Below are 23,691 nucleotides of genomic sequence, written 5' to 3'. Positions count from 1 at the left end.
GGGGCCGGGCCGGGCCGGGCCGGGCCGGGTCAGGACTCCGTGCGGTACATCAGGTCGACCTCGTGGGTGACGAAGCCGAGGCGTTCGTACACGGTGAGGGCGGCCGGGTTGTCGGCGTCGACGTACAGCATCGCGGTGGGCAGGCCGGCGCCTTCCAGGTGGCGCAGGCCGATGGCGGTGAGGGCCTTGCCGAGGCCGCCGCCCTGGGCGCCGGGGAGGACGCCGACGACGTACACCTCGCCGAGCCGCTCGGCCGCGTGGACCTTCGTCCAGTGGAAGCCGACGAGGGCGCCGTCGCGCTCGGCCAGGAAGAAGCCCTTGGGGTCGAACCACGGCTGGGCCTTGCGGTCGTCGAGGTCCCGCTGGACGAGTGCGCCCTGCTCGGGGTGGTGGGCGAAGGCGGCGGCGTTGGCCGCGAGCCAGGCGGCGTCGTCGGCGCCGGGGACGAAGGTCCGTACGGTCACCCCGTCGGGCAGGACGGGCTCGGGGACGGGGTTGGCGCGGTTCAAGGGGCGGCGCAGCTGGCGCAGTTCGCGGAACAGTGTCAGTCCCAGGACCTGGGCGAGGTGCCGGGCGGCTGATTTGCCCCCGTGTGCCCAGACTCGCAGGCGTTTGCCGGAGGCGGCGAGCAGGGCGGTGCCGAGCGCGCGGCCGTGGCCGCGGCCGCGCATGGCGGGATGGACGACGAGTTCGGCGGCGGGGGCCTCGACCGGGTCGGTGTCTTCCAGTTGGGCGTATCCGGCCAGCCGTCCGTGTTCGGTGAGCAGGAAGTGCCGGATTCCGGGGCGCTGCCCGCCGTGCAGCTGGAGCCGGCCCTGTTCGGACACCGCGGTGGTGCCGTCGGTGCGGGCCGCCTCCCCGATCAGTTCGAGGACCGCGTCGGCCTGTTCCTGGGTCAGTTCGTCGAGTTCCTGGATCTGCCGTCCGGGCTCCAGGGCCGCTGCTGCGTCAGTCATGCGTCGAGCCTACGGCGCCCGGCTCGCCTCGTGAGGTTGCCCCAGCCGCAACCGGGTCGTAACCCGTTACCCCCTGGTAGTGCTACGCGCGTTGACCGTAGGCTTCGCACGCGATTTGCATCTTCGATCGCATGAACCTCCAGTCGTATCGCTGTCCGCAAAGGGGAACTGATGTCAGCGACACCACAACGGCACCGCCGAACCCGCCGGTTGACCCTCGCCGCTCTCGCCGTCTCGGCGGGGGCGGGCGCTCTTGTGGCCGCCGCGCTCCCGGCCGGCGCGACCACTGCTGCCGACCTGGTCTCGGGTGGCGGCCAGGGCCGTTTCGTGGACGTCCAGATGCTGTCCATCAACGACTTCCACGGCACCCTGGAGCCCCCGCAGGGCTCTTCGGGCAACGTGACCGAGCTCCAGGCGGACGGCACGACCAAGTCGATACCCGCCGGTGGCGTCGAGTACCTGGCCACGAGCCTGCGCAAGGCGCGCGAGGGCAAGCAGTTCTCCGTCACGGCCGCGGCCGGTGACATGATCGGCGGCAGCCCGATGCTGTCGGGTCTCTTCCACGACGAGCCGACGGTCGAGGCGCTGAACAAGCTCGGCCTCGACGTGTCGAGCGTGGGCAACCACGAGTTCGACGAGGGGCGCCAGGAGCTGCTGCGCATGCAGTACGGCGGCTGCCACCCCAAGGAGGGCTGCTTCGAGTACGGCAAGACCTTCGAGGGCGCGCAGTTCCCGTACCTCGCGGCGAACGTGACCGTCGAGAAGACGAAGCGCCCGCTGATGAAGCCGTACTGGGTGTGGAAGAAGGACGGCGTCAAGATCGGCTTCATCGGTGTGACCCTCGAGGGCACCCCGGACGTCGTGACCGCCGAGGGCGTCAAGGGCCTGAAGTTCGGTGACGAGGCCCAGACCATCAACAAGTACGCCGCCGAGCTGAACAAGCAGGGCGTGAAGTCGATCGTGGCGCTGATCCACGAGGGCGGCCTGCCCGCCTCGGGCGCGTACAACTACGACTGCGACACCCCGGGTGCGGGCGCCGGCATCTCCGGCGCGATCGTCGACATCGCCAAGAACATCGACCCGAAGGTCGACGCGCTGGTGACCGGCCACACGCACCAGGCGTACGCCTGCACCATCCCGGACCCGGCCGGCAACCCGCGCACCGTCACGTCGGCCGCCTCGCTCGGCCGTCTGTACACGGACACCACGCTGACCTTCGACCGCAAGACCAAGGACATCGTCCGTACGTCGGTCAAGTCGGCGAACCACGTGGTGACGCGGGCCCAGGACAAGGCCGCGGACATGACCGAGCTGATCGGCCGCTGGAACGAGCTGGCCCGCCCGGTCGCCTCCCGCCCGCAGGGTTACATCTCGGCGGACATCTCGGGCCGCGGCTCGACGGCGTTCGAGAAGCCGCTCGGCAACGTGATCGCGGACGCGCAGCTGGAGGCCCTGGCCCCGGCCGCGAAGGGCGGCGCGCAGCTGGCGATCATGAACCCCGGCGGCATCCGCTCCGACCTGGCGTACGCCAAGTCGGGTGACGAGGAGACCGACGGCATCGTGACGTTCGGCGAGGCCTTCACGGTCCAGCCGTTCACCAACATGATGAACATCGTGGACCTGACCGGCACCCAGCTGATCACGGCGCTCCAGCAGCAGGTGTCGGGTCCGGTCAACGGCCCGAGCCCGAAGATCCTCCAGGTCTCGAAGGGCTTCACCTACACCCTCGACATGACGAAGGCCGGCGCGGACCGGATCGTGGTCGACTCGGTGAAGCTGAACGGCCAGGCGATCGACCCGGCGCGCACCTACCGCGTCGCGATGAACGAGTTCCTGGCGGGCGGCGGTGACGGCTTCACCGTCCTGAAGGAGCACAAGAACAAGCTGGTGGGCCCGTCCGACCTGGACGTCTTCAACGCCTACCTGGGTGCGCACTCGTCCCCGGCGAGCCCGCTGGCGCCCCCGGCGGCGGACCGGATCACCGTCATCAAGTAACACGCGCAGTGCCCCGAGGGGCGGCGGTCCGTGCACACGGCCTGCCGCCCCTTCTGCGTTCGCGGTGGGCCGGGTGTGTCAGGCGGGTTCCGATTGTGACGTGGTCATGCCATGCTCCCGCTGTCGTACCTACGGGTAACCACCGGTGGAGGGACAGGACATGAGCCTGGAACGGCGCGGATTTCTGGCAGGGACCGCAGGCGCGGTCCTCGGCGTGGCGCTCGGGGCCGGACGGGCCACCGCAGCCGCCGCCGGGGTGCAGGACTGGATGGGCGCCCTGCCCGGCACCACCGCACTGAACCGGCTCACCATCCCCGGCACGCACGACTCCGGCGCCCTCCACGGCGGCCTGTACGTCGCCTGCCAGAACATCGGCATCGCCCAGCAGCTGAACGCCGGCATCCGCTTCCTGGACGTGCGGTGCCGGGTCACGGGCGGCTCCTTCGCCATCCACCACGGCGCGTACTACCAGAACCTGATGTTCGGCGACGTCCTCGCGGCCTGCTGGAACTTCCTCGCCGCGCACCCCGGGGAGACCGTCCTCATGAGGGTCAAGCAGGAGTACTCCGGCGAGAGCGACGCGACCTTCCGGGCCGTCTTCGACGACTACCTCGACAACCGGGGCTGGCGCCCGCTCTTCCGCATCGGCGCCGGGCTGCCGACGCTCGGCGAGGCCCGCGGCAAGGTCGTCCTGCTGGGCGACAACGGCGGACTGCCCGGCATCCGGTACGGCGACGGCACGTACTTCGACATCCAGGACGACTGGAACGCCGAGCCCTTCGCCAAGCGGGGCAAGATCGAGAACCACTTCCGCAAGGCGGTGTCCCAGCCCGGCAGGCTGTACGTGAACTACACCAGCACCTCGGCCTACATGCCCCCGCGCTGGAACTCCGACCGCCTCAACCCGCAGGTGCACTCCTTCGTCAACGGCGGCGAGATGGCCGGCCGCACCGGGCTCGGCGTCGTCCCCATGGACTTCCCGAACACCCGCGGCGGCCTCATCGACTCACTCGTCGCCCGCAATCCGTTCCCCGGCTAGCCCGCCGGCCGGCTGCCCGCCCCCGTCCCCGGGCAGCGCCGGCGGCGGCGTGGGCGCGCCCGGCAGCCGCAGCACGGCGACCGTGCCCGGCCCGGGCTCGGCCGGGCGCAGCTCCGCGGTCCCGCCCGCCCGGGTGACCGTACGGGCCACGATCGACAGGCCCAGCCCGCTGCCGGGCAGGGCGCGCGCCGACGGCGAGCGCCAGAAGCGCTCGAAGACGTGCGGGAGGTCCTCGGCCGGGATGCCCGGCCCGTGGTCGCGTACGGTCAGCTCGCCCGCGCGCAGCGCCACCTCGACCGCGCCGCCCGGCGGGCTGAACTTCACGGCGTTGTCGAGCACGTTGACCACCGCCCGCTCCAGCGCGGCTGCCTCGCCCCGGACGTACCAGGGTTCCAGCTCGGCGCCGATGCGCAGCTCCGGCCCGCGCAGTCGGGCCCGGGACAGGGCGCTCCCGGCGACCTCGTGCAGGGCGACCACCTGGAGCGGCCCGGGGGCGGCCGCATCGGGCCGGGACAGCTCCTGGAGGTCCCCGATCAGCGCGGCCAGCTCGGTCATCTGCGCCGTGACGGACGCGAGCAGCTCCTTGCGGTCCTCGGGCGGGATCGCCCGGCCGGTCTCCTCGCTGCGCGCCAGCAGCTCGATGTTCGTACGCAGGGAGGTGAGCGGGGTGCGCAGCTCGTGTCCGGCGTCGGCGATCAGCTGGGCCTGCCGGTCCCGGGAGGTCGCCAGGGCGGCCGTCATCGAGTTGAAGGACCGTGACAGCCGCGCGATCTCGTCGTCGCCCTCGTCGGGGATCCGGACCGTGAGGTCCTCGGTCCGGGCGATGTGCTCGACGGCTCCGGTCAGCTCGTCGACGGGCCGCAGCCCGGTCCGCGCGACCCACAGGCCGGCCGCCCCGGCGCCCACGACGCCGATGCCGCCGACGAGCAGCAGCACCCAGGCGAGGGTCGAAAGGGGTCGGTCGATGTCGGCGAGCGGGCGGGCCACCGACATGGCCGCGGGGGCGCCGTTGATGGTCACGGGCTGCGTGTAGACGCGGACCTGGACCCCGCCCGTCGTCTCGGCGTCGTACAGCGTCTCGCCGCGCTCGCGCCGGGCCACCGCCAGGTCGACCGTGCCGACCTTGAGGGTCTCCTTGCCGTCGACCCAGCAGGCCGTGCCGGTCGGCAGGATGATCTGCACGAAGGCGGAGAGGTTGTTGACGAGGCGGCTGTCGCCGAGCTCCGGGGCGGTGGACCGGCAGCCCAGGGGGCTGCTCAGCACCTGGTTCGCCTGCCGGGAGGCGTCGGTGGCGCGCAGCGACGCGTCCAGCTGGCCGCGCAGCTGCGCCCGCACCATGAACCAGCAGGCCGTCGCCACGGCCGCCACCGCGAAGGCGACGGCCGCCGCGACCAGGATCGCCAGCCGCGAGCGCAGCGGCAGCGCCCGGAAGCGCCGGACGGGGCTCACTCGGATCCGCCGCCCTCGCCCGCGCGCAGGGCGTAGCCGACGCCGCGGACGGTGTGCACCAGGCGCGGCTCGCCGCCCGCCTCGGTCTTGCGCCGCAGGTACATCACGTACACGTCCAGGGAGTTGGAGCTCGGCTCGAAGTCGAAGCCCCAGACGGTCTTGAGGATCTGCTCGCGGGTCAGGACCTGGCGGGGGTGCGCGAGGAACATCTCCAGCAGGGTGAACTCCGTACGGGTCAGCTCCACCGGGCGGCCGCCGCGGGTCACTTCGCGGGTGGCGAGGTCCATCCGCAGGTCCGCGAAGGTCAGGACGTGCTCGTCGCCGGCGTCGCCGTCGGCGTCCGCGGCCGGTGCGGCGTACGAGCTGCGGCGCAGCAGCGCGCGGATACGGGCGAACAGCTCGTCCAGCTCGAAGGGCTTGACCAGGTAGTCGTCGGCGCCCGCGTCGAGTCCGGTGACCCGGTCGCCGACGGTGTCGCGCGCGGTGAGCATGAGGACGGGCGTGAGCGACCCGGAGGCGCGCAGCCGCCGGGCCGCCGTCAGCCCGTCCATGCGGGGCATCTGGATGTCGAGCACGATCAGGTCGGGGGCGTGGGCCGCGGCCTTCTCCAGTGCGTCGAAGCCGTCGACGGCCGTCTCGGTGGCGTACCCCTCGAAGGCGAGGCTGCGCCGCAGCGCCTCGCGGACGGCGGGCTCGTCGTCGACGATGAGGATGCGCTGCGGGTCGCCTTCGGGGGCAGTCATCGGCTGGTTCGTCTTCCTCGGGAGTGCGGGGGGCGGTGGCCGGGGCCGTGCGGTCTTGCGGGCGGCTCCCAGCCTCGCACGGCGGCGGTCAGAAGCTGGTTCCGAAGGCGCCGGAGCCGCTGTCCCCGGAGTCGCTGCCGGAGCTGCCCGCTTCGGAGCCGCCGCTGCGGAGGTGGTCGAGGTCGGCCTTGAGGGTGTTGACCGGGATGGCGAAGCCGAGTCCGACGCTGCCGGCGCCGCTGCTGCTGCTCGACGGGGAGTAGATCGCCGAGGGCATGCCCACGATCTCGCCGTTCATGTTGATGAGGGCGCCGCCGGAGTTGCCGGGGTTGAGGGAGGCGTCGGTCTGGATGGCCTTGTACGAGGTGGTGTCCGAGCCGGGGTCGCCGTTGAACTGGCGGCCGCCGAAGGAGAACGGCCAGCCGTCCGGGGACTGCTGCTGTTGCTGCCGGCTCTCCGACTTGGGGACGCTGACCTCGCGGTCGAGGGCGGAGACGATGCCGCTGGTGACGGTGCCGGTCAGGCTGTCGGGGGAGCCGATCGCGACGACCCGGTCGCCGACCTTCAGCTGGTCGGAGTTGCCGAGCTTGGCGGCCTTCAGGCCGCCGGCCCCCTCCAGCTTGATCAGGGCGAGGTCCTTGTCGGGGTCGGTGCCGACGGTCTTGGCGGTGTACTTCTTGCCGTTGCTCAGGGTCACCTGGATCGCGGTGGCCCCGTCGATGACGTGGTTGTTGGTGACGATCTCGCCGCCGGAGGTGAGGACGATGCCGGAGCCGACGGACTGGCCGCCGTCCTTCTTCGTGTCGATGCGGACGACCGAGGGGCTGACCTGCTCGGCGACGCCGGCGACGGTGCCGTCGCTCGACTGCGAGACGTTCGTGCCGGAGAAGCCGGTGCCGCCGGCGCTCCGGTCGCCGAAGAACTGCTCGACGCCGGCGGCGGTCGCGCCGCCGATCACGGCGGCCGCGAGGGCCACGGCGGCGAGCAGGGCGACGGGCCGCTTGGCGCGGGCGGCGGGAGTCCCTCCCGCGGCCGGTCCGGCGGCCTGGACTGCCGTACCCGCTCCGGCGCCCCCGCCGTGGCCCCAGCCGCCGTGCCCGCCGTTCGGGGGGACGGTCTCGCCCTGGATGACCGTGGGCTGTGCCTGGTGTGCCTGGTGCGCCTCGAACCAGCCGGGGGCCGCGCCGGGAGCCGCGGCGGGTGCGGCGGCCGGGGGGTAGGCGGGCGGCGGCGGGTAGCCGGCCTCCTGCGCGAGGCGGTGGCGGCCGCGCTGCCACTGCTCGCCCCAGGGGGCCTGCGGCTGGGTCGGCTGGTTCTCCTGCGGGGCGCCCTCGTGGCGGTGGCTCTCGGTCATGTCCCCGACTCTGACCGTCATTCATGAGAGCTTCCTGAGTGCCCGCTGAGAAGCCCGACAGAAGCGTGTATGCCCGATATAAACCCAGCCGGGGCGGGCTGGCGTTACGACGTGGGGTGGCAGCCGCAGGAGCGGCGGACGACCAGCGCGGACGGGAACTGCTTGAGCCGTTCGCGGCGCGAGCCCGCCACTCGCAGGGCGTCGTCCAGCACCAGGTCCACCGCCGCGCGGGCCATCGCCGGGCGGTCCGAGGCGATCGTGGTGAGCGGCGGGTCGGTCAGTGCCGCTTCCTTCACGTCGTCGAAGCCCGCGACGGCCAGTTCCGTCGGCACGTCGATGCGCAGTTCGCGTGCGGCCCGCAGGACGCCGATCGCCTGGTCGTCGGTCGCGCAGAAGATCGCCGGGGGCCGGTCCGGCCGGGCCAGCACCTCCAGCGCGACGCGGTAGGCGTCGTACCGGTTGTACGGGGCCTCGAAGAGCCGGCCCTCCACCGAGCGGCCGGACTCCAGCATGGCCCGCCGCCAGCCCTCGACGTGGTCGGCGACCGGGTCGCCCACCGAGGGGGTGTTCTCGATGCCGCCGATGCAGGCGACGTACTCGTGCCCGTGCTCCAGCAGGTGGCGGGTGGCGAGCTGTGCGCCGCCGATGTCGTCCGTCACCACGGCGACGTCGTCGATCGCCTCCGGCCGCTCGTGCAGCAGCACGACGCGCGCGTCCCAGGCCTCGATCTCGCTCGCGGCCTGCTCGCTCATGCCCTGGCTGACCAGGATCAGTCCGGAGACCCGCATCCCGAGGAAGGCCCGCAGGTAGTGGACCTCGCGCTCGGTCCGGTAGTCGGAGTTGCCGACGAGCACCATCTTGCCCCGCTCGGCGGCGGCCTGCTCGACCGCGTGCGCCATCTCCGCGAAGAAGGGCTGGCGCGCGTCCGGGACGATCATGCCTATGAGGTCGGTCCTCCGCGATGCCATCGCCTGGGCCACGCGGTCGGGCCGGTACCCCAGATCCTTGATAGCTGCGAGTACACGCTCGCGCGTGGCCGGGGCAACCGGCCGGGGTCCGTTGTTGATGACATAGCTCACGACCGCGGTAGAGGTACCCGCCAGTCGCGCTACGTCATCCCGCGTCACCTTGGCCACGCGCGAAAGTCTACGCGGGGTGACCTACCTCTGGGCAGGGCGTCCTGCGGTGTGGACGATCACCGTGCCGTCCTCCGTCCGGGTGATGGCCTCGGCCGCCTGCGTGACCGCCTTGGAGCGGGCCTCTTCGGCTGCCCGTTCGACCTTCTCCGGCGTGACGAAGCGGTAGCCGACGTTGCGCACGGTGCCGATCAGCGACTCGTGCTCGGGGCCCAGCTTCGCGCGCAGCCGCCGTACGTGGACGTCCACGGTCCGGGTGCCGCCGAAGTAGTCGTAGCCCCACACCTCCTGGAGCAGCTGCGCGCGGGTGAAGACGCGGCCCGGGTGCTGCGCGAGGTACTTGAGCAGCTCGAACTCCTTGAAGGTCAGGTCCAGGACCCGGCCCTTCAGCTTCGCGGAGTACGTGGCCTCGTCGACCGAAAGGTCGCCGTTGCGGATCTCCATCGGGGAGTCGTCGGAGCCCAGCTGCTGGCGGCCGGTGGCCAGCCGCAGCCGCGCCTCGACCTCGGCGGGGCCCGCGGTGTCGAGCAGGACGTCGTCGATGCCCCAGTCGGCGGTGACCGCGGCGAGGCCGCCCTCGGTCACGACCAGGATCAGCGGACAGCCCGGCCCGGTGGAGCGGAGCAGCTGGCACAGGGAGCGGACCTGCGGGAGGTCGCGGCGGCCGTCGATGAGGATGACGTCCGCTCCGGGGGTGTCCACCAGGGCGGGGCCCTCCGCGGGGGCCACGCGTACGTTGTGCAGCAGCAGGCCGAGTGCGGGAAGCACCTCGGTCGACGGCTGGAGGGCGTTGGTCAGCAGCAGCAGAGAGCTCATCGCCGACCACCTGCCAGGGTCGGATGTTCGTCGTCGTGCACGGTTCGCTGGCCCATCACGTCGGTTCCTCCTCGGTCCCGTCGAGGACTGTCGCGGCACTGCTTCGTACGGTCTGCAGGTCCCCGCGCCCTGGGGCCCGCAGCGATACCACTGTTCGCTCTGTGTTCAACGTGCTGAAAGCACAAAAGGACCCGGGGGCTACGTTGCCCGGATCCTCTGCCCAGCAGAATAGCCCACCCGCCTTGCCCGTAGAGGGGCGATCGCAGGGTCTTTCTGTCGCCTCGGTCACTCCGGGCGGTGTCCGGCGGGGCGTGCGGAAGCGCGTACCGGTGCGCGACCGGCCACCGTGGCCGCCGTACGCGCCCCTGCGCGCCGGGTCGGCGGAGCGGCCCGGCCGGGCCCGCTGAACCGTCCCGGGGGCCGCAGGCGTCATCATGGAGGCCTGTGCACGCCCGTCGGGCGGGACGAAAGGAGCTGCTGTGGCAGCGGGAACCATCCGCTACTGGGCCGCGGCCAAAGCCGCGGCCGGGACCGCGGAGGAGCCGTACTCCGCGGAGACACTGGCCGAGGCCCTCGATGCGGCCCGCGAGCGGCACCCCGGGGAGCTGACCACGGTCCTCAAGCGCTGCTCCTTCCTGGTCGACAGCGACCCCGTGGGCACCCGCAGCCATGACTCCGTACGACTGGCCGAGGGCGGCACCGTCGAGGTCCTCCCGCCGTTCGCAGGCGGGTGAGCGGCCTCCATGAGCACTGACGATCAGCACGGGCAGCCCGGTCGGCACGGCCGGCACGAGCGCCGGGACCAGCAAGAAACAGACCCGTACGCCACGCAGACCTGGTCCGCGGACACCTGGGACACCTCGTACCAGCCGGTCCAGCCGCCGGCCCCGGACCCCGAGCCGGCGCCGCCGTACCAGGGGAGCGTTCCGGGCCAGGGCTGGCCGCGGGAGGCCGACCACAACCCCTGGCCTCAGCAGCAGTCGCAGCAGCAGGCCCAGGGCACGTCGTGGCCGGAGGCCGGTCACACGGGGCACACGGGGCACGCCGGTCAGCAGGGGTACCCGTACCAGGACCCCTACCCGCAGCAGGCCGCGCCGCAGGAGCCGTTCGAGCCGTACCGGGAGCAGTACGGGTACCAGGAGCCGTACCCGCAGCAGGGCGGGGCGGCGTACCTGCCGCCCCAGGCCGCCCCGGTCCCGGAGCCCGGTCCGGAGCCGGTCCTGCCCCCCGTCGCGGAACCGGTCGCGGAAGCGGTGTCCGGCGCCGTGGCCGTGGCCGCGGACGGCTCCGGGGACGAGCCCGCGTACTCCCCGCCCACCCTGGGCGGCAGCACGCGGATAAGGGATCCCTGGCAGGCCCGCGCCGAGGGCCGGTCGCCGATCATCGACCCCGGTCCGCAGTCCGCCGTGCTCACCGCCGGTCTCGGGCTGCTGCTCGCCGCGGCGGCCCCGCTCGGGGACCTCGCGCTGCTCGTCCCGCTCGTCCTGCTCCAGGCCCTGACCGCCGCGGGCTGGTTCCGGCTCAACGGCATGTGGCCCGCCCGGCAGGGCATCGTCCTCGCCTTCGCCGGGGCGCTCGTCGCCGACGCCGCCGTGCTGGCCGTGTCCGAGGAGCACGCCGCGGGCGCCGTGATCGGCTCGCTCGGTGCGTGGGTGCTGCTCACGCTGGTGCTCCAGCTGCGCAGCCACGCCTCGCCCGACGAACGGGTCTACGGGCTGATGGCGAGCGTGGCGTCGGCCGCGTTCGCGATCATCTGCGCCGGATACCTCGCCGCCGGGCACGCCGCCGTGAGCGTGGGGGCGGCCGCCGTGGGCGTCGCCGCCGTGGTGCGCGCCCTTCCGCTGCCGTCCGTCCCGTCCGTGGTCGCCTCGCTGGGCGCGGCGGCGGGGTCGGGGATCGTGGTCGGCGGGCTGACCGGCGTGGGTGCCGGCGGGGCGCTGGTCGGGCTGGTGGCCGGGGTCTGCGCCCTGGTCGGGCTGCGGGTGGCGGCGTACGACTACCCGTCCAAGTTCGTCCACATGACGGCGGGGGTGGCGCTGCCGCTGGCCGTCGCCGCACCTGCGGTCTATTTCATCGGCCGGGTCGTCGGCTGACCGTTCAAGCGCCGAGGCATCAGGGGGGAAGCCGTGCGTGTTCGTGTTCTGCGTGTCCTGCTCGTCGTGGGGGTGGTCGGTGCGGTCCTGGCCGGGCTCCTCGTGGTGGCCGACCGGTTCGCGGTCGGCTACGCGGAGGACGAGCTGGCGGGGAAGGTCCGCCTGAGCAACGGGACCGTGGAGAGCACGGAGATCGACATCGCGGGCTTCCCCTTCCTGACCCAGGCCCTGGACCACCGCCTGGAGCGGGTCGACGCGACGCTCCGCGGGATCGAGACCAAGAGCCCGAACTCCGGGCGCACGGTGCGGATCACGCGCATCGACGCGAGCTTCCACGACGTGCGCGTGGACGGCGGCTACAGCGGTGGCACCGCCGCCCGCGCGGACGGCGAGGTGTTCCTCTCGTACGCCGACCTGACCCGGTCCGCGCAGACGGGCGTGACGGTCGGGTACGGCGGCGCCCCGGGCAAGGTGAAGGTCACCGCCTCGGTCGCCATCTTCGGGCGGACGCTGTCCCGGAGCGTGGTGTCCACCGTCACGCTGGTCGACGGCGGGACCGTGCGCGTGCGGGCCGAGAGCGTGCCCGGTGAGGGGTTCCCCGGGCTGGAAGGCCTGATCCGCGAGAAGACGGACTTCGACCGCAGGATCAGCGGGCTGCCCGAGGGGCTGAGCCTGGGCCGGGTGACCTCGGACCGGGACGGCGTACGCGCCACGCTGACCGGCAGGAACGTCGCGCTCGGGGGCTGACGGCGGCCGCTGCGGCCCCCGGTTGCCCGGGTCTGGCCGAATAGTGAGACGCGTGGGTCCGTACCGTAGAAGAATGGCCGGTTCAGGGGGGTCCGGAGCGGCCGGACGGGTGATGGAATCCGGATTCCATCCCAAAATCCGGACGATCCTGTCTCGATATATGACACACCGGTGACAGGGCCGCCGATTCGTCCCTACGATCCATGGCTATGAAGCGACAGCAGGCGGACCTCACGAAGCGGCGGGCAGTAGACCTGTGCCGCGTCGCCGCCATGCTCTGTCGCTCGATGTGAGCGCATCCGCTCCCGTCGGCCGTAATCCGGCCCTCCCCGTGTGACCGCACCGCCCTCCCGTACCTCCGCCTCCCCGCGCAGGACGTTCCGAGCGCACCCGCACACACGCATCTCGCAGCATCCGCAGCACAGCACCGCCCGCCGCACACTGCCCCGGAGGAGAACACCATGAGCCGCAGCGACGTCCTCGTAGACGCCGACTGGGTCGAGGCCCACCTGGACGACTCGAACGTCGTCATCGTCGAGGTCGACGAGGACACGTCCGCGTACGACAAGAACCACATCAAGAACGCCGTCCGGATCGACTGGAAGCAGGACCTCCAGGACCCGGTCCGCCGCGACTTCGTGGACCAGGAGGGCTTCGAGAAGCTCCTCTCGGCCAAGGGCATCTCCAACGGCGACACCGTCGTCCTCTACGGCGGCAACAACAACTGGTTCGCCTCCTACGCCTACTGGTACTTCAAGCTCTACGGCCACCAGGACGTGAAGCTCCTCGACGGCGGCCGCAAGAAGTGGGAGCTCGACTCCCGCGACCTGGTCGACGGCTCCGAGGTCCCGCAGCGCCCGGCCACCGAGTACAAGGCCAAGGCCCAGGACACCGCGATCCGCGCCTTCCGCGACGACGTCGTGGCCGCCATCGGCAACAAGAACCTGGTCGACGTCCGTTCGCCCGACGAGTTCAGCGGCAAGCTGCTCGCCCCGGCGCACCTCCCGCAGGAGCAGTCGCAGCGCCCCGGCCACGTGCCGAGCGCCCGCAACATCCCGTGGTCGAAGAACGCCAACGACGACGGCACCTTCAAGTCGGACGACGAGCTCAAGGCGCTGTACGCCGACGAGCAGGTCGACCTGGCGAAGGACACCATCGCGTACTGCCGCATCGGTGAGCGCTCCGCGCTGACGTGGTTCGTGCTGCACGAGCTGCTCGGCCAGGAGAACGTCAAGAACTACGACGGCTCGTGGACCGAGTACGGCTCCCTCGTCGGCGTGCCGATCGAGCTCGGCGCCAACAAGTAACCCCTCTCGCTCTCTAGGACAGGACAGAGACATGTGTGGAGCGCAGGCCGGCGGCCCCGACGCCTCGACGATCAAGCCCGGTGAGACCACCATCCAGGGCCAGGTGACCAAGAACGGCGAGCCCGTGACCGGTTACGTGCGACTGCTGGACGGCGGCGGCGAGTTCACCGCCGAGGTCCCGACCTCGGCGACCGGACAGTTCCGCTTCTACGCGGCCGAGGGCGAGTGGACCCTCCGTGCGCTGGTGCCGGGCGGCACCGCGGACCGCAAGGTCGTCGTCGTGGAGACCGGCGGCGTGACGGACGTCGCGATCGCCGTCTGACCGGACGTCCCAGCGGACGTCCCAGCGGACGTCCCAGCGGACAACAGAACACCGCATGACCGGCCGGAGGGCCGTACCCCAGGGGGTTGGACGCCACTGGAACGGGGTGCGGCCCTTCGTGCCGTCCGCGGCCGGAGTCCCGGTCCGGGCCTACGCTGAAGGTATGTACGCCCGGCGCCGCCGCGCCTACTTCCTGCTGATGGGCGGATGCCTCGTCCTCTTCGTCTCCGCCTGGGCCCTGGTGCGCCTGTGGTCGGTGGAGGCCGCCGTCGCCATGTGCGTGGTCGCCATGGTCATCCCGCCCGTCGCCGCGGTGATCGCGAACCGGCGCGGCCCGGAAGACCGCTGGTGGGACGACCCCTCGGGCGACCCGAAGTCCGACGAGTGGTGGGACGAGCTGGACGGGAAGCGGCGCCCCGGCGGGGATGCCGAACCGTAATGGCGCTGACCTCACAGAGAAGGCCGGTCCCCGGACCAGTAGGCTGGGGACCGGCCCGTACCCGCCACCCGAACCCCTCCGAGGAGCACCCCGTGCTTGAGGCAGTCTTCACCTCCCTGCTGGTCCTGGTCTGCGTCGGCGTTCTCGCCTTCACCGGACTGGCCGTGAAGAAGCTGTACCAGGGTCAGCGCTGAGCAGCTGACCGCCCCGGACCCTTCCGTACCCGCACAGATCGCCTGAGCAGCCACCCATGATCCAGATCCCGTCCGACCTGAACCCGGGCCTCGTCCCCCTCGCCTTCCTCCTCGGTACCTGGGAGGGCGCGGGCGTCTTCGACTTCCCCGGTGACGAGAAGTGCAACTTCGGCCAGGAAGTCGTCTTCAGCCACGACGGCCGGGACTTCCTGGAGTACACCTCGCGCAGCTGGGTCCTCGACGCCGAGGGCAACAAGGTGCGGCCGCTGGAGTCGGAGTCCGGCTACTGGCGCATCGACAAGGACCGCAACGTCGAGATCGTGATGGTGCGCGACCAGGGCGTCGTGGAGATCTGGTACGGGCAGCTCGCCGACCAGAAGCCGCAGATCGACCTGGTCACGGACGCCGTGGCCCGGACCGCGGCCTCCGGCCCGTACAGCGGCGGCAAGCGGCTCTACGGCTACGTCAAGGGCGACCTGATGTGGGTGGGCGAGAAGGCGACCCCCGAGGTCGAGCTGCGCCCGTACATGTCGGCCCAGCTCAAGAAGGTCGTCACCCCGGAAGAGGTCGCCGAGATGGCGCGCAACCTCCCGGACATGCCGGACGACGGCATCGCCTTCTTCCGCTGAGCCCGGAAGCAGCGAAGAGAAGGGGATCGCGGAACCTCCGCGATCCCCTGTTCACTGCCTAGACTGGGGGCGTGGTGAGCACCGACTGGAAGAGCGACCTGCGGCAGCGCGGTTACCGGCTGACGCCGCAGCGGCAGCTCGTGCTCGAGGCCGTCGACGCACTCGAACACGCGACCCCCGACGAGATCCTCGTCGAGGTGCGCAAGACCGCCTCCGGCGTGAACATCTCCACGGTCTACCGGACCCTGGAGCTGCTGGAAGAGCTCGCCCTCGTCTCGCACGCCCACCTCGGGCACGGCGCGCCCACCTACCACCTGGCCGACCGGCACCACCACATCCACCTGGTGTGCCGCGACTGCACCGAGGTCATCGAGGCCGACGTGGAGGTCGCCGCGGACTTCACGGCCAAGCTGCGCGACACCTTCGGCTTCGACACGGACATGAAGCACTTCGCCATCTTCGGCCGGTGTCGCGACTGTGCCGCCGAGCACCGGACGGCTCAGTCGTAGGCTAGGCACATGACCAGCCCTTTGCTTGCCCTGCCCGGCGCCGTGGCGGCCGAAGGCCGTGACGAAGCCGTCGCCGCCCACTACGGCGATCTGTTCCGCGAGCAGCGCTCGCTCGCCGACGGACGCGGCTTCGTAGACCTGTCCCACCGCGGCGTCGTCACCGTCACCGGCCCGGAGCGGCTCAGCTGGCTGCACCTGCTGCTCACCCAGCACGTCACCGACCTGCCCCCGGGCCAGGCCACCGAGGCGCTGATCCTCTCCGCGAACGGCCACATCGAGCACGCCCTGTACCTCGTCGACGACGGCGAGACGGTGTGGGCGCACGTCGAGCCCGGCACCCAGGAGGCGCTGATCGCCTATCTGGAGTCGATGAAGTTCTTCTACCGGGTCGACGTGGCGGACCGGACCGCGGACTTCGCCGTCGTCCACCTGCCCGCCGGGTCGATCGCCGAGGTCCCCAAGGAGCTCGCCGTCCGCGAGACCGCGCACGGCCGGGACGTGTTCCTGCCGCGCGCCGGCCTGGAGGACTTCGCCCGTACGCACGGCCCGGCCGTCGGGCTGCTGGCGTACGAGGCGCTGCGCGTCGAGGCGCACCGGCCGCGGCTGGGCCTGGAGACCGACCACCGCACCATCCCGCACGAGCTGGGCTGGATCGGCACGGCCGTGCACCTCCAGAAGGGCTGCTACCGCGGCCAGGAGACGGTGGCGCGGGTCCACAACCTGGGGAAGCCGCCGCGCCGGCTGGTCTTCCTGCACCTGGACGGCAGCGAGGTGCTGCTGCCGCAGCACGGTGCGCCCGTACGGCTCGCCGCGGACGGCGAGGAGGGCCGGCAGCTCGGCTTCGTCACCACGGCGGTGCGCCACCACGAGCTGGGGCCGATCGCCCTCGCGCTGGTGAAGCGGAACGTTCCGGTGGACGCCCCGCTGCTCGTGGGTACGACGGCTGCGGCGCAGGAGGTCGTCGTCGCGCCGTAGCCGCGACCGACCGCTCCTCCCGCGTCCGCCCCCGCCTACACCCCGGTCTACACCTCGACGATGATCGTGAACGGGCCGTGGTTCGTCAGCGAGACCCTCATGTCCGCTCCGAACCGGCCCGTTTCCACGGTGGCGCCCAGTGCCCGCAGCTGTGCCACGACCTCGTCGACGAGCGGCTCGGCGACATCGCCGGGCGCGGCGGCGTTCCAGGTGGGCCGGCGGCCCTTTCGGGCGTCGCCGTAGAGCGTGAACTGCGAGATCACCAGCAGCGGCGCGTTCACGTCGCTGCAGGACTTCTCGCCGTCCAGCATGCGTACCGACCACAGTTTCCGGGCCAGCTGTGCGGCCTTCTGCGGGGTGTCCTCGTGTGTCACCCCCACCAGGACGCACAGGCCTTCGCCGACGATCTCGCCCACTGTCTCTCCGGCGACGACGACGCTCGCGCCGTCGACCCGCTGAACCACTGCTCGCATACCCCCTTGTGTAGCAGGCGTGCACCCGTCCGGGGCCGATCGGGTGGACTGCGCCTGCACCGGCACCTCGGACAGTGGCACGATGCACGCAGGTGGTGCTTCCCCTCTGCTTCCGGGCCCGGGGAGACCCCAGTCACGGGTTGAGGGGACAGATTCGTATGAGTACTTCTGGTGCCGGGCAGCCTTTCCGACCGCCTTCCGGACCCGCGGCCGCCGCTGTGGGGGCGCCGGCAGCCCTGCGGCCGCCCGCGCAGCGCACCCCGGACCGGATGGCGGCGGAGGCGGCGGCGCTCGAGCTGGGCGTGCTGCGGCTGCCGGAGCTGCGCACCCTGCGCCGCGACGCGCAGCGCGACGAGGCCGACCTCAGCTACGTGCGCCGGCTGCTCCAGGGCCGGATCGACATCCTGCGGGCCGAGGTGGCCCGGCGGACCGATCCGGAGGCGCCGGTCGTGGACCGGCTCTCCGAGATCCTCGCCGACGCGCCCTCGAGCCGCAGCGCTTCGGCCCGGCACGTCACGCTCGGCACCCCGCACAGCGAGGAGTACCGGCTGCTGGCGGCCGAGATGCTCGCAGACGTGGAGCTGTCGGACCTGGAGGCCCGTACGGACGACGAGCTGCACGACGCGATGGCCCGGCTGGTCCGCTACGAGCAGCAGGTCTCGCGGCGCCGGCAGCAGCTCCAGCGGACGACGGACGACTGCAGCGCCGAGATCACCCGCAGGTACCGTGAAGGCGAGGCACAGGTCGACGACCTGCTCGCCTGACGCTCCGGGCAGGGGCGTCCCCGCTCCTTCGTCCGGAGGCCGAGACCGATGACCCGTTCCGACGACACCAGCCCGATAGCCGGGGCCGCCACCCGGCATCCGGACGCAGCGGTTCCGCCCGTCCTCGCCGAGGTGGTGCGGTCCGGATTCACGGAGGGCGCCCACCGTGGCACGCTGGTCGTGCTGGCGGCCGACGGCTCGGTGGAGCTGGCGCTCGGCGACGTGGACCGGCCGCTCTTCCCCCGCTCCAGCAACAAGCCCATGCAGGCCGCGGCCGTGCTGCGGGCCGGGCTCCCGCTGGCCGGGGAGCGCCTCGCGCTGGCAGCCGCCAGCCATTCGGGCGAAGGCTTCCACCTGGATCTCGTACGGAAGATGCTCGCCGAGCACGGGCTGTCCGAGGCGGACCTCCAGACCCCGCCGGACCTGCCGCTCGACCCCGTCGAGGCCGAGAGCCGGCTCTCGGCCGGCGGCGGCCGGGACCGGATCACGATGAACTGCTCCGGCAAGCACGCCGCGATGCTCGCCGCGTGCGCCCGCAACGGCTGGCCGCGCGACAGCTACCTGCACCCCGAGCACCCCCTCCAGCGGCTGGTGCACGACGTCGTCGAGGAGGCCGCCGGGGAGCCGGTCGCCGCCACCGGCACGGACGGCTGCGGCGCCCCGCTGATGGCCGTCAGCCTGACCGGACTGGCCCGCGCCTACCGGCACTTCGTCCTCGCGCTCCCCGGCTCGGCCGAGCGGCAGGTCGCGGACGCCATGCGCGCGCACCCCGAGTACGTGGCCGGGACCCGGCGCCCCGACACCTGGCTGATGCGCGAAGTGCCGGGCGCCCTCTCGAAGATGGGCGCCGAGGCGGTGCAGGCGGTGGCCCTCGCGGACGGCCGCGCACTCGCCTTCAAGATCGACGACGGCTCGCCGCGCGCCCTGTCGCCGGTCCTCGCACGCGGCCTGCAACTGCTCGGCGTGGACGGGCCGGTGGTCGAACGGATCGGCGACGCGCCGCTCCTCGGCGGCGGCCGCCGGGTCGGAGAAATTCGCGTGACGTTCTGACCGGGGCGGCCGTAGCGTGGCGGGAATGAGCGCTCCCGTCACGCCCGGCATCGACGTCCGCCCGGTCTCCGAGCCCGAGATGAGGGTCTGGCTCGAGGCCGCCCACACCGGATTCCTGAGCCCGCCGACGGCCACGGACGACGACGTCGCGCAGCGACGGCGGTACGCCGATCTCGCCCGCACCCGGGGGGCGTTCGACCCGGACACCGGCCGCTGCGTGGGCACCTTCCGGTCGTTCGCGCAGAAGCTGACCGTGCCCGGCGGGGCCGAGGTGCCCGCGGACGCCATCAGCAACGTCTCAGTGCTGCCCACCCACCGCCGCCGTGGGGTGCTCAGCCGCATGATGGCGGACGACCTCGCCGACGCGAAGGCCCGCGGCGACGTCGTGGCCACCCTCATCGCGGCCGAGTACCCGATCTACGGCCGGTACGGCTTCGGTCCCGCGACCTTCCTGTCCGACTGGGAGATCGACGTCGCCCGGACCGGTCTGGACCCGGCCCGCAGCGGCCGCCCCGACTGCGGCGGGCGCATCGACTTCTCGGACGCCGCGGAAGTGCGCGCGGTCGGCCCGGAGCTGCACGAGCGGCTGCGCGCCGCCCGCCCCGGGGCCGTGGACCGCGACACCCGCTGGTGGAGCCTGAGCACCGGCCTGGAGGCGATGTCGCACCGCCCGTGGACCGAGCCGTTCTTCGTGCTCTACCGCTCGGCCGCGGGCGAGGTCGAGGGCCTGGCCGTCTACCGGGCCGACGACTCCTGGACCGACGCGAAGACCCCGCAGAACACCGCCACGGTGAAGGACCTGATCGCGGTCACCCCGGCCGCCGAGCGCGCGCTGTGGCGCTACCTGTGCTCGATCGACTGGATCCTGAAGGTCCGTACGGGCCCCCGCGCCCCCGACGACCTGCTCCCGGACCTGCTCCCCGACCCCCGGTCCGCCCGCCTGGTCTCGTACGCCGACTGGCTGTGGGTGCGGCTGCTGGACGTCGTACGGGCGCTGGAGGCGCGGACGTACGACGCGCCCGGGGAGCTCGTGCTGGAAGTCGACGACCCGGCGGGCCTGGCGGGCGGGCGCTACCGGCTCGACGCCGACGCGGACGGGAAGGCCGTGTGCACGCCGACCGGGGGGCCCGCCGACCTGCGGCTGGGCGTGAACGAGCTGAGCGCGCTGTACCTGGGTGAGGGCTCCGTGGCCCGGCTGACGGAACTGGACCGGGTGCAGGAGCTGACCGCGGGCGCCGCGGCCCGCGCCGACCTGATGTTCCGTACCGCTCGCCGGCCCTGGTGCCCGGACATCTTCTGAGCCCTTCGCAGGTGCGCGCGCCGTCACATCGGCGGGCGCCCGTGCGTCAGGGCTGTGGACCGCCCGGTCCGCCCGGCACACCCGGCCCCAGGCCCCTCGTGATGGAGAAGCGGACGATGACCCGAGAGCGTGAGTACCTGGCGGCCCGGTTCGAGGAGAACCGGGGGCACCTGCGTGCCGTGGCCTACCGGATGCTCGGATCGGTGAGCGAGGCCGAGGACGCCGTCCAGGAGGCCTGGATACGGCTGGACCGCACCGACACCAGCGACGTCGGCAACCTCGGCGGCTGGCTGACCACCGTCGTCGGCCGGGTCTGCCTCGACCAGCTGCGCGCCCGCAAGGCCCGCCGCGAGGACTCCCTGGAGGACCGGGTCCGGCTGCCCGAGCCGGTGCTGAGCCCGGAGAGCGGGCCGGACCCGGAGCAGGAGGTGCTGATCGCGGACTCCGTGGGGCTCGCTCTGCTCGTCGTACTGGAGCAGCTGGCGCCCGCCGAGCGGCTGGCGTTCGTCCTCCACGACATGTTCGGGATGCCCTTCGACGAGATCGCCCCCATCGTGGAGCGGACCCCGGCCGCGGCCCGGCAGCTGGCGAGCCGGGCCCGGCGGCGGGTACAGGGCGGCACGCCCCCGCCGGACCCCGACCTCGGCATGCAGCGCGAGGTGGTGTCGGCCTTCCAGGCGGCCGCGCGCGACGGGGACTTCGAAGGGCTGCTGGCCGTGCTGGACCCGGACGTCGTCCTGCGGGTCGACCTCGGGGCGGCGGCCGGCGGGGCCTCCAAGCTGGTGCGCGGCGCCGTGGGCGTGGCGCAGCAGGCGCTCACCTTCTCCAAGCTGGGCGCCTTCGCGCGGCGCGCCCTGGTCAACGGCGCGCCCGGCGTGGTCACGATGCCCGACGGGAAGCCGGTCGCGGTCATGGGCTTCACGGTCAGCGGCGGCAGGATCGTCGAGATCGACATCCTGGCCGACCCGGAGCGGCTGGAGCGCCTCGACCTCACGTTCCTCGACAACTGACTCCATTCGACTCATTCAACTTTCGACTTTCGACTTTCGACTAAGGTGACGGCATTTGCTTACTTCTGATCCATCTCACGTCGTTTCGGCCCTGCGGGCCGCGGGCTGTGTCTTCGCCGAGGACGAGGCCCGGCTGCTGCTCGCCGCCGCCGGTACGGGCGAGGAGCTCGCGGAGATGGTGGCGCGGCGGGCCGGTGGCCATCCGCTGGAACACGTCGTCGGCTGGGCGGAGTTCTGCGGGCTGCGGATGGCGGTGGGCCCCGGGGTGTTCGTACCGCGGCGGCGCAGCGAGTTCCTGGTGTCCCGGGCTGCGGGCGCGGCCCGGCCCGGGGCGGTGGTCCTGGACCTGTGCTGCGGGGTCGGCGCGGTCGGCGCGGCGGTGGCCGCGGCGGTCGGACCGGTCGAGCTGTACGCGGCGGACATCGAGCCGGAGGCGGTCCGCTACGCCCGGGTGAACGTGGAGGCCGCGGGCGGCCGGGTCTACGAGGGCGATCTGTACGGGCCGCTGCCGCGGGAGCTGCGCGGCCGGGTCGACGTCCTGGTGGCCAATGCCCCGTACGTGCCGACGGAGGCGATCGGGCTGCTGCCGACGGAGGCCCGGGACCACGAGCCGCTGGTGGCGCTGGACGGCGGCGCGGACGGTCTGGACGTGCAGCGCCGGGTGGTGTCCGGCTCCCTCGGCTGGCTCGCGCCGGGCGGCCGACTGCTGATCGAGACGAGCGGGCGCCAGGCACCGCACACCGCGGAGGCGTTCTCCCGGGCGGGTCTCGTGCCGGAGGTGGTGTCGTCGGAGGAGTACGCGGCGACGGTGGTCGTCGGGACCAGGACCGCCTGATGGCGTAGGTGCACGGTGGGGCGGTGGGGGTCCGGGTGTTTCAGGCGCTTCAGGCTGCGGTGGCGGGGGCCGGGGTCTCGGCCGGGGACTCGCCGGAGGCCTGCGGCGAGGGGCGCTTCAGCAGCACCAGCGCCAGGACGAAGGCACCCGCGAGCAGGGCGGAGCCGATCGCGAACGCCAGCTGGTAGCCACCTGTCAGCGCCTGGGCCGGGGTCCTGCCCAGGCCGCTCAGGTGCTCGGTCCGGGAGGCGGCGAGGGTGGACAGGACGGCGACCCCGAGGGCCATGCCGATCTGCTGGGTGGTGTTGAAGAGCCCGGAGGCGAGGCCCGCGTCGTCGTCCTGCGCGCCGGACATGCCGAGGGAGGTCAGCGCGGGCAGGGCCAGTCCGAATCCGCCCGCGAGGACCATCGCGGGGAGCAGGTCGGTGACGTAGTCGGCCTGGACGGGGAGCCGGCTGAGCAGGCCCAGCCCGACGGTGAGCAGGGCGAGCCCGGCCAGCAGGACGTTGCGCTCGCCGAAGCGGGAGTTGAGGCGGGCGGAGACGCCGAGGGAGACCGCGCCGATGACGACCGCGGCGGGCAGCATCGCGAGCCCGGTCTCGGCGGCCCCGTAGCCGCGGACCTTCTGGAGGTAGAGGGCGACCAGGATCTGGAAGGAGAACAGCGCGGCGACCATCAGCATCTGGACCAGGTTGGCGGCGGTGACGGCCCGCGAGCGGAACACGCGCAGCGGCATCAGCGGGGTCCCGGTGGTGGCCTGGCGGCGGACGAAGCCGGCGAGCAGGGCCAGCGCGAGGGTGCCGAGGCCGAGGGTGTGGGCGGAGGCCCAGCCGTACTGCTCGGCCTTGACGACGCTGTAGATGCCGAGCATCAGGCCGCCGGTGACGAGGACGGCGCCGAGCGCGTCGGCTCCGGCGGCGAGTCCCAGGCCGCGGTCGGCGGGCAGGGCGCGGACGGCGACGGCGAGCGTGGCGAGGCCGATGGGCAGGTTGATGTAGAAGATCCAGTGCCAGTCGAGGGCGTCGGTCAGCACGCCGCCGAGCACCTGGCCGAGGGAGGCCCCGGCCGCGCCCGTGAAGCTGAACACGGCGATGGCCCTGGCGCGTTCGCGGGGCCGGGTGAAGAGCGTGACGAGGATGCCGAGGCTCACGGCGGAGGCCATCGCGCTGCCGATGCCCTGGAGGAAGCGGGCGGCGATCAGGACGGCCGGATCGGTGGCGGCGCCGGCGAGCAGGGAGGCCCCGGTGAAGACGGCGGTGCCGGCGAGGAACATCCGTTTGCGGCCGATCAGGTCGCCTAGCCGCCCGGCGAGGAGCAGCAGGCTGCCGAAGGCGATCAGGTAGGCGTTGACCACCCAGCTGAGGGCTGCGGGGGAGAAGCCCAGGTCGTTCTGGATGGCGGGCATGGCGACGGTGACGATGCTGCCGTCGAGGACGGTCATCAGCATGCCGGTGGCGATAACGGCGAGAGCGGTCCGGCGGGAGTGGGCAGACATGCGGTCTCTCCTGTCCGTGAGGGCGACAGGAGAGACGTTAGCAGATAGTTTTGTTGTAGAC

Annotated in this window: 25 protein-coding genes; 17 read left to right on the top strand and 8 right to left on the bottom strand. The window is 72.6% G+C overall.

The annotated features are described in order from the left end of the window. Positions 1–29: 29 nt before the first annotated feature. Positions 30–956, bottom strand: coding sequence for a mycothiol synthase (gene mshD, locus ACZ7H1_RS34040; RefSeq protein ID WP_470791989.1), 927 nt, complete (start codon positions 954–956; stop codon positions 30–32). A 171-nt stretch (positions 957–1,127) separates the two neighbouring features. Here mshD and ACZ7H1_RS34035 point away from each other — a divergent pair, with 171 nt between their 5' ends. Further along, positions 1,128–2,951 carry a bifunctional metallophosphatase/5'-nucleotidase gene (locus tag ACZ7H1_RS34035; RefSeq protein WP_470791988.1) on the top strand — a complete coding sequence of 608 codons (1,824 nt, stop codon included), beginning with the start codon at positions 1,128–1,130 and terminating at the stop codon, positions 2,949–2,951. Positions 2,952–3,111: 160 nt separating this feature from the next. Continuing rightward, entirely contained in the window at positions 3,112–3,990 is an 879-nt protein-coding gene (locus ACZ7H1_RS34030; protein WP_470791986.1) for a phosphatidylinositol-specific phospholipase C, read from the top strand. On the opposite strand, the gene ACZ7H1_RS34025 is transcribed toward ACZ7H1_RS34030, so the two are convergent. From ACZ7H1_RS34025 to ACZ7H1_RS34005, 5 genes are all read right to left on the bottom strand, one after another. Beyond that, positions 3,958–5,445, bottom strand: coding sequence for a sensor histidine kinase (locus tag ACZ7H1_RS34025; protein ID WP_470792015.1), 1,488 nt, complete (start codon positions 5,443–5,445; stop codon positions 3,958–3,960). The two genes, ACZ7H1_RS34030 and ACZ7H1_RS34025, sit on opposite strands and share 33 nt — an antisense overlap. Beyond that, entirely contained in the window at positions 5,436–6,182 is a 747-nt protein-coding gene (locus ACZ7H1_RS34020) for a response regulator transcription factor (protein ID WP_470791985.1), read from the bottom strand. The genes ACZ7H1_RS34025 and ACZ7H1_RS34020 overlap by 10 nt, the downstream gene beginning before the upstream one ends. Positions 6,183–6,270: 88 nt before the next feature. Next, the gene (locus ACZ7H1_RS34015; protein ID WP_470791983.1) at positions 6,271–7,536 is read right to left on the bottom strand and encodes a S1C family serine protease; all 1,266 of its coding nucleotides are present in this window, start codon (positions 7,534–7,536) and stop codon (positions 6,271–6,273) included. Between the two features lie 104 nt (positions 7,537–7,640). Continuing rightward, on the bottom strand, positions 7,641–8,672 hold the full coding sequence (locus ACZ7H1_RS34010) for a LacI family DNA-binding transcriptional regulator (RefSeq protein ID WP_470791982.1): 1,032 nt from the start codon (positions 8,670–8,672) through the stop codon (positions 7,641–7,643). A gap of 24 nt (positions 8,673–8,696) precedes the next feature. Then, positions 8,697–9,488, bottom strand: a complete 792-nt coding sequence (locus tag ACZ7H1_RS34005; RefSeq protein ID WP_470791981.1) for a response regulator transcription factor — start codon at positions 9,486–9,488, stop codon at positions 8,697–8,699. Positions 9,489–9,967: 479 nt separating this feature from the next. Between ACZ7H1_RS34005 and ACZ7H1_RS34000 the strand changes: the two genes are divergently transcribed. The 10 genes from ACZ7H1_RS34000 to ygfZ all read left to right on the top strand — a co-directional run bounded on the left by ACZ7H1_RS34000 (position 9,968) and on the right by ygfZ (position 16,703). Next, positions 9,968–10,222, top strand: coding sequence for a MoaD/ThiS family protein (locus ACZ7H1_RS34000; RefSeq protein WP_470791979.1), 255 nt, complete (start codon positions 9,968–9,970; stop codon positions 10,220–10,222). 9 nt (positions 10,223–10,231) lie between these two features. After that, a complete protein-coding gene (locus tag ACZ7H1_RS33995) occupies positions 10,232–11,581 on the top strand; it encodes a hypothetical protein (RefSeq protein ID WP_470791977.1) in 1,350 nt (449 codons plus the stop codon). A 33-nt stretch (positions 11,582–11,614) separates the two neighbouring features. Next, entirely contained in the window at positions 11,615–12,328 is a 714-nt protein-coding gene (locus ACZ7H1_RS33990) for an LmeA family phospholipid-binding protein (RefSeq protein WP_470791975.1), read from the top strand. A gap of 203 nt (positions 12,329–12,531) precedes the next feature. Then, positions 12,532–12,621 carry a putative leader peptide gene (locus ACZ7H1_RS33985; RefSeq protein ID WP_470791973.1) on the top strand — a complete coding sequence of 30 codons (90 nt, stop codon included), beginning with the start codon at positions 12,532–12,534 and terminating at the stop codon, positions 12,619–12,621. Between the two features lie 168 nt (positions 12,622–12,789). Next, the gene (locus tag ACZ7H1_RS33980; RefSeq protein WP_470791972.1) at positions 12,790–13,635 is read left to right on the top strand and encodes a sulfurtransferase; all 846 of its coding nucleotides are present in this window, start codon (positions 12,790–12,792) and stop codon (positions 13,633–13,635) included. 31 nt (positions 13,636–13,666) lie between these two features. Then, on the top strand, positions 13,667–13,957 hold the full coding sequence (locus ACZ7H1_RS33975) for a DUF1416 domain-containing protein (RefSeq protein ID WP_470791970.1): 291 nt from the start codon (positions 13,667–13,669) through the stop codon (positions 13,955–13,957). A 163-nt stretch (positions 13,958–14,120) separates the two neighbouring features. Beyond that, the gene (locus ACZ7H1_RS33970) at positions 14,121–14,396 is read left to right on the top strand and encodes a DUF3099 domain-containing protein (protein ID WP_470791969.1); all 276 of its coding nucleotides are present in this window, start codon (positions 14,121–14,123) and stop codon (positions 14,394–14,396) included. Positions 14,397–14,646: 250 nt separating this feature from the next. Beyond that, positions 14,647–15,219 (top strand): heme-binding beta-barrel domain-containing protein, encoded by a 573-nt coding sequence (locus ACZ7H1_RS33965; protein ID WP_470791967.1) that lies wholly within the window; start codon positions 14,647–14,649, stop codon positions 15,217–15,219. Between the two features lie 71 nt (positions 15,220–15,290). Further along, entirely contained in the window at positions 15,291–15,728 is a 438-nt protein-coding gene (locus tag ACZ7H1_RS33960) for a Fur family transcriptional regulator (RefSeq protein ID WP_470791966.1), read from the top strand. Positions 15,729–15,737: 9 nt separating this feature from the next. Beyond that, positions 15,738–16,703 carry a CAF17-like 4Fe-4S cluster assembly/insertion protein YgfZ gene (gene ygfZ, locus ACZ7H1_RS33955; protein WP_470791964.1) on the top strand — a complete coding sequence of 322 codons (966 nt, stop codon included), beginning with the start codon at positions 15,738–15,740 and terminating at the stop codon, positions 16,701–16,703. A 47-nt stretch (positions 16,704–16,750) separates the two neighbouring features. Here the strand turns inward: ygfZ and dtd are convergent, their stop codons facing one another. Continuing rightward, positions 16,751–17,176 (bottom strand): D-aminoacyl-tRNA deacylase, encoded by a 426-nt coding sequence (dtd, locus tag ACZ7H1_RS33950; RefSeq protein WP_470791962.1) that lies wholly within the window; start codon positions 17,174–17,176, stop codon positions 16,751–16,753. A 158-nt stretch (positions 17,177–17,334) separates the two neighbouring features. Here dtd and ACZ7H1_RS33945 point away from each other — a divergent pair, with 158 nt between their 5' ends. The 5 genes from ACZ7H1_RS33945 (at position 17,335) to ACZ7H1_RS33925 (ending at position 22,135) form a co-directional block, all read left to right on the top strand. Further along, positions 17,335–17,940, top strand: a complete 606-nt coding sequence (locus tag ACZ7H1_RS33945; protein WP_470791961.1) for an RsiG family protein — start codon at positions 17,335–17,337, stop codon at positions 17,938–17,940. A gap of 48 nt (positions 17,941–17,988) precedes the next feature. Further along, on the top strand, positions 17,989–18,990 hold the full coding sequence (locus ACZ7H1_RS33940; RefSeq protein ID WP_470791959.1) for an asparaginase: 1,002 nt from the start codon (positions 17,989–17,991) through the stop codon (positions 18,988–18,990). Positions 18,991–19,015: 25 nt separating this feature from the next. After that, on the top strand, positions 19,016–20,290 hold the full coding sequence (locus tag ACZ7H1_RS33935) for a GNAT family N-acetyltransferase (protein WP_470791957.1): 1,275 nt from the start codon (positions 19,016–19,018) through the stop codon (positions 20,288–20,290). 116 nt (positions 20,291–20,406) lie between these two features. Further along, complete coding sequence (locus tag ACZ7H1_RS33930; protein WP_470791956.1) at positions 20,407–21,300, top strand: sigma-70 family RNA polymerase sigma factor; 894 nt, start codon at positions 20,407–20,409, stop codon at positions 21,298–21,300. 55 nt (positions 21,301–21,355) lie between these two features. After that, on the top strand, positions 21,356–22,135 hold the full coding sequence (locus ACZ7H1_RS33925) for a putative protein N(5)-glutamine methyltransferase (RefSeq protein ID WP_470791954.1): 780 nt from the start codon (positions 21,356–21,358) through the stop codon (positions 22,133–22,135). 49 nt (positions 22,136–22,184) lie between these two features. Here the strand turns inward: ACZ7H1_RS33925 and ACZ7H1_RS33920 are convergent, their stop codons facing one another. Continuing rightward, a complete protein-coding gene (locus tag ACZ7H1_RS33920; protein WP_470791952.1) occupies positions 22,185–23,630 on the bottom strand; it encodes an MFS transporter in 1,446 nt (481 codons plus the stop codon). Positions 23,631–23,691 lie beyond the last annotated feature (61 nt).

This window comes from Streptomyces sp. NPDC037401, from assembly GCF_055602345.1.
Note: the sequence above shows the minus strand (reverse complement) of the source record. Positions and strands in the feature narration are given on the sequence as shown.